Source organism: Arthrobacter sp., from assembly GCF_031179985.1.
GTDB lineage: Bacteria > Actinomycetota > Actinomycetes > Actinomycetales > Micrococcaceae > Arthrobacter.
In genome coordinates, this window is record NZ_JAPSHJ010000100.1 from 1 (window position 1) to 4,897 (window position 4,897).

Sequence of the window (4,897 nt, forward strand, 5' to 3'; positions counted from 1 at the left end):
AAAAAGGGTCGAGAGCCCCAACCACACACGGTTGGGGCTCTCCCCATTTAAAAACCCCCAAACAAACCGGCGGGATGTGGGCGAGCGTCAGGCCACGACCTGCGAAACGTGAGCGAGCGTTGAGGCAGGCAACAGCCGGACCACCGTCGCAGGCCCCTAGACTTACCAGCATGACCCAAACCCCTGCTGGCCGCCGCTCCCGGCGAGCCACCATCCTGGACGTTGCTGCTGCGGCAGGTGTTTCACGACAGACCGTCACCCGCGCCATGAACGACATGCCGGGCATCAAAACGGAGACCCGTCAACGAATCCAGGAGCTGGCCAACGAACTTGGCTACACTCCGAGCCGGTTCGCCAAGGGCCTCGTGCAAGGCGCGCGGACTTCGGTAGGCCTGGCCATCCCGGATCTCACCAACCCCTACTTTCCTGCTTTCGCCTCCAGCGTGGTGGAGCAGGCCACTCAACGTGGCTGGCAGGTGGTTATGGATGACTACGGCCATGGCGGACGTAACGGCCTTGACGCCGTCGAGCATCTCGCCCCCCATGTGGATGCCGTTATTGGATACCTGGGCGGCTATGCAGGTCAGGCCCAAGCGATCCTGGGCCGGCGGCCGTTGATTGTCTTGGACGAGGAACCGGGTTCAGCCGCCGGCGCCATTACCTTTGACTACCGGCACGCAGCCGAACTGGCAATCAGGCGCTTGCGGAGCGCCGGTCGCCGCCACATCGCGTACTTAGACTCCGTCCGTGGCCCCGAGAAGCCTGCCCACGAAAAGCCGGACGCGGAAAATCACGCGGACACTCACGTCCCGGGTATGGCCGGCAGCACGGACTTACTCCCCCACGGGCCGGGCAGCGGTGATGGGTTCGTCACAGCCAGGGGCAGGGCGTTCGCTGCTGTCCTCGCGGAATCTGATGCTTTGGATTGCGTGGCTGTGGCAGTTGAGGAGTCGGCATCTGCCGCTCGTACTGCCGTGCGGGATCTCCTCGAACAGCAACCCGGGATTGCTGGAATCGTAGCCTTTAATGACCTTGTGGCGTCGGGCGTGCTGAAGGCGCTGGCGGATGCCGGGAAGAGGGTTCCCGAAGATTGCCTGGTCATCGGGATGGACGGAATTCCACTCGGAGAACAATTGTCGCCCGAGTTGACCACACTTGCGTTGGACCTTCGGGACGTGGGCCGCACCGCCGTCGAACTCCTTGACGGATTGTTGGCTGGATCCCTGACCGCCGGGAGTGCCGAGGCGCACCTCACGCTTCGGCATCGGCTGGTGGTCAGGCAGTCCGCTTGAGCAGGAAATCCCGTGCGAACTATGGTCAAAGTTCTTCACCTGCCGTACTGTTGTACCCAGTTCGTGAACGTTCACGTTTTCACAACCCACCAACGAATCCCGCAGAATCAGCGAGACGAGGAACACTTATGTCAGTCGAATCATTGCCCGGCGCACGGGATCTTCAGCAGTCACCGGTCCAGCCCACCACCTCAACGGTGGAACGCCACCTGGAACTCGGTGGGGGACGCGTGGCAGAGCTGGCATCTGTTGCCCCGGCTGAAGGGACACTTTCCGCCAGAGCGTTCCTCGACAGTGATGCTGCCCGGCTGTCGCTGAACGGAACATGGAAGTTCCGGCTGTTCCCGGGCATCAGGACAGCGCCCGAGGATGGCTGGCAATTGGGCCAGGACCTATCCGAATTCACGGATCTGCCTGTTCCGTCAAGCTGGTCCATGCACGGCCACGGCAGCCCGTCATACACGAACGTCCAGTACCCCTTCCCCGTTGAGCCGCCCCGGATTCCCGAAGCCAACCCCATCGGGCAGCACGTTTTTGAATTCACGGCCGGCCCCGAATTTTTCCCCCGGGCCATTCTCCGTTTCGACGGCATTGAGTCTGCAGGAACCGTGTGGCTGAACGGCCAACGCCTTGGCACCACGCGCGGCAGTCGCCTGGCCCACGAATTCGACGTCACGGGCGTCCTGGCTGAAGGTGCAAACGTCCTTGCCGTAGAGGTAGCCCAGTTCTCGGGAGCAAGCTACCTTGAGGATCAGGACATGTGGTGGCTTCCCGGCATATTCCGGGACGTCACCCTCCAGGCGCGGCCGGCAGGAGGGATCGACGATGTCTTCGTGCATGCCGGCTATGACCACCTGCGGGGCGAAGGAATCCTCCGTGTGGAGGCGAGCCGGGACGGTGAGGCGATTGACGCCGTCGTGCGTATTCCGGAGTTGGGACTGGAACTGCGTGCCGGCGCAGAGCACGTCATTCCCGGAATCGAAGCGTGGTCGGCTGAGACACCAAAGCTGTACCGGGCCAGCGTCAGCACAGCAGCTGAGTCCATCGAGCTTCAGCTGGGATTCCGCTCCATTGCGATTGAGGACGCCCAGTTCAAGGTGAACGGCAAGCGCATCCTGCTGCGCGGCGTGAACCGTCATGAGCACGACCCCAAGCTCGGACGTGCGGTGCCCAGGGAGCTGATGGTCAGCGAACTGCGGCTCATGAAGCAGCACAACATCAATGCCATCCGGACGTCCCACTACCCGCCTCATCCCGATTTTCTGGCCCTTGCTGACCAGCTCGGCTTTTATGTGGTCCTCGAGTGCGACCTCGAGACCCATGGGTTTGAAAGCGGCGGCTGGAAGCAAAACCCCAGCGACGATCCTCAGTGGGAGGCCGCGCTGCTGGACAGGATGCGGCGCACCGTGGAACGGGACAAGAACCACGCCTCGGTGATTATGTGGTCGCTTGGCAACGAGGCTGGCGCAGGCCGCAACCTTGCTGCCATGTCACGGTGGGCGAAGCACCGCGATCCGTCACGGCCCATCCACTATGAAGGTGACTGGAGCTGTGCCTATGTGGATGTCTATTCGCGGATGTACGCGACCCACGCGGAGACGGAGCTGATCGGGCAGGGCGTGGAGGAACCGCTGGAGGATCCTGCCCTCGATGCGCGTCGCCGGGCCATGCCCTTCGTCCTGTGTGAGTACGTTCATGCCATGGGCAACGGACCCGGCGGGATGACCGAGTATCAGGAACTGTTTGACCGCTACCCACGTCTCATGGGCGGCTTTGTGTGGGAATGGCTGGAGCACGGCATTACCGTTACTGGAGCCAACGGCCGGGAGCAGTTTGCATACGGCGGTGACTTTGGTGAGGAAATTCACGACGGCAACTTTGTGACCGACGGACTCGTGGATGCCAACCGCAAGCCCCGGCCCGGACTGTTGGATTTCAAGAAGGTCATCGAACCCCTCAGGCTTTCTGTAGTGGCGGACTGGTCCGGCTTCACCCTGCGCAACGGCTTCGACTTCGCTGACACATCAGCCTTCAGCTTCCGGTACGCAGTGGTGGCCGACGGCGTAACGCTCGAAGCCGGGGGCGTCACCTTGGCGCCGGTGGCACCGGGCGAAGATGTTTTTGTTGACCTGCCTGCCGGCTTGCTGCAGCTCGCTGCCGACGGCCCGGCTGTTCTGACTGTCAGCGCTGTTCTGGGCGCGGACACCGACTGGGCCGATGCCGGTCATGAGATCGCCTGGGGGCAAGCAGCCGCCAACCTGAACGGACCTGGCACGCTCACAGCGCACGCTTTTGTTCAGGAAGAAGGCAACGAACTTCTGCTCGGCCCGGCCGCTTTTGACCGCGTCACCGGAGAGTTGAGGCGGTTGGGCGACCTGCCCGTCGAGGGGATGAAGGTTACGTTGTGGCGTGCCCCCACCGACAACGATTTGGGCAGGGAATGGAGCGACCCTGACCCCCGCAGCATGGAACGGCGCTGGTTGGATGCGGGACTAAACCGACTCCACTCCCGCCTGATCAGCATTTCGGCCGTCTCAAGTGAAGACGGCGGGGAAAGGCTGTTGGTCCGTACCCGGATGGCTCCCGCGGACAAGCAGTACGGCGTGCTGGTGGACTACACGTGGACCAGTGACGGCACCAGCGTAAGCCTGAACACCTCCGTCCGCCCCGACGGGGACTGGATAGACCGCGGGACGGCAGTCCGATGGGCGCGGGTTGGAGTTGAGCTGGTCCTGGAAGCCGAAACGCAGAACGTCGAGTGGTTCGGCCAGGGTCCGCACCAAAGCTATCCGGATACCGGCCAGGGCACTCGCCTCGGCTGGTACGCACTTCCCCTGGATGAGATGGACGTGGAGTACGTTCGGCCGCAGGAAGCCGGGGCAAGGTCGGCCGTGCGTTCCGCTTCCTTGGGGCTCGACGCCGGATCGCTCAGTATCGCAGGCGATCACTTTGCGCTTACCGTCCGTCCGTACAGCCAGCAGGTCCTGGATGCGGCAACACATCGTGAGGATCTAGGCCGCGATGGCCGGAGCTACATCTACCTGGATGCTGCCCGGGATGGCGTTGGCACCGCAGCCTGCGGACCGGGGGTACTGGAGCCCTACCAGCTTACCCCTCGGGATGTTGAATTCACGGTGGTGCTCACCGCCGGGACGTAGGCTTCGCATGTGACTCAAGCCATAAAGACGGCGTCCGGCTGATTTCCGCCGCCGTGCCTTCAGAGGGGTCCCAAATCCTTGGTTTTCCGGGGATTCCGGGACCCCTCGGGCCTGTGCGGAGCTGATTTGTGTTGCGGGTTGGCTGCGTGTATTGTTTTCTAAGTCGCCGCGAGGGAGACCAGCGAAGAGCTGGTTACCGGAGAGCGGCCAACCCCCTGAAAACAGCCTGAAAAATGGTTCGCTTATTTGCGTGCCGCATACAGGCGGGGCCGATTTTCTGAAGCTGAAATCGCGGAAACGCTGATTTGCAAAGCATTAGGAAACCGGGTAAGTTTGAAAAGTTGCTCCGGAGCGATCCACGGCTGTGAAGTGTTGTGGTGGTGCCGGGTGTGTCTGTTGTTTGAGAACTCAATAGTGTGCCAAGTTTGTTGATACCAATTGTTTTAT

2 protein-coding genes are annotated in these 4,897 nt (G+C 62.2%); both read left to right on the plus strand.

Annotation, left to right across the window (positions count from 1 at the left end):
* Nucleotides 1–170 precede the first annotated feature (170 nt).
* Nucleotides 171–1,292, plus strand: coding sequence for a LacI family DNA-binding transcriptional regulator (locus RIN13_RS20215; protein ID WP_309109103.1), 1,122 nt, complete (start codon nucleotides 171–173; stop codon nucleotides 1,290–1,292).
* 128 nt (nucleotides 1,293–1,420) lie between these two features.
* A complete protein-coding gene (locus RIN13_RS20220) occupies nucleotides 1,421–4,450 on the plus strand; it encodes a glycoside hydrolase family 2 TIM barrel-domain containing protein (protein WP_309109104.1) in 3,030 nt (1,009 codons plus the stop codon).
* The last annotated feature ends 447 nt before the right edge of the window (nucleotides 4,451–4,897 follow it).

What these genes read in the sequence shown, in the direction of transcription:
- RIN13_RS20215 (WP_309109103.1), top strand. Translation starts at nt 171, where the DNA reads ATGACCCAAACCCCTGCTGGCCGCCGCTCCCGGCGAGCCACCATCCTG.
- RIN13_RS20220 (WP_309109104.1), top strand. Translation starts at nt 1,421, where the DNA reads ATGTCAGTCGAATCATTGCCCGGCGCACGGGATCTTCAGCAGTCACCG.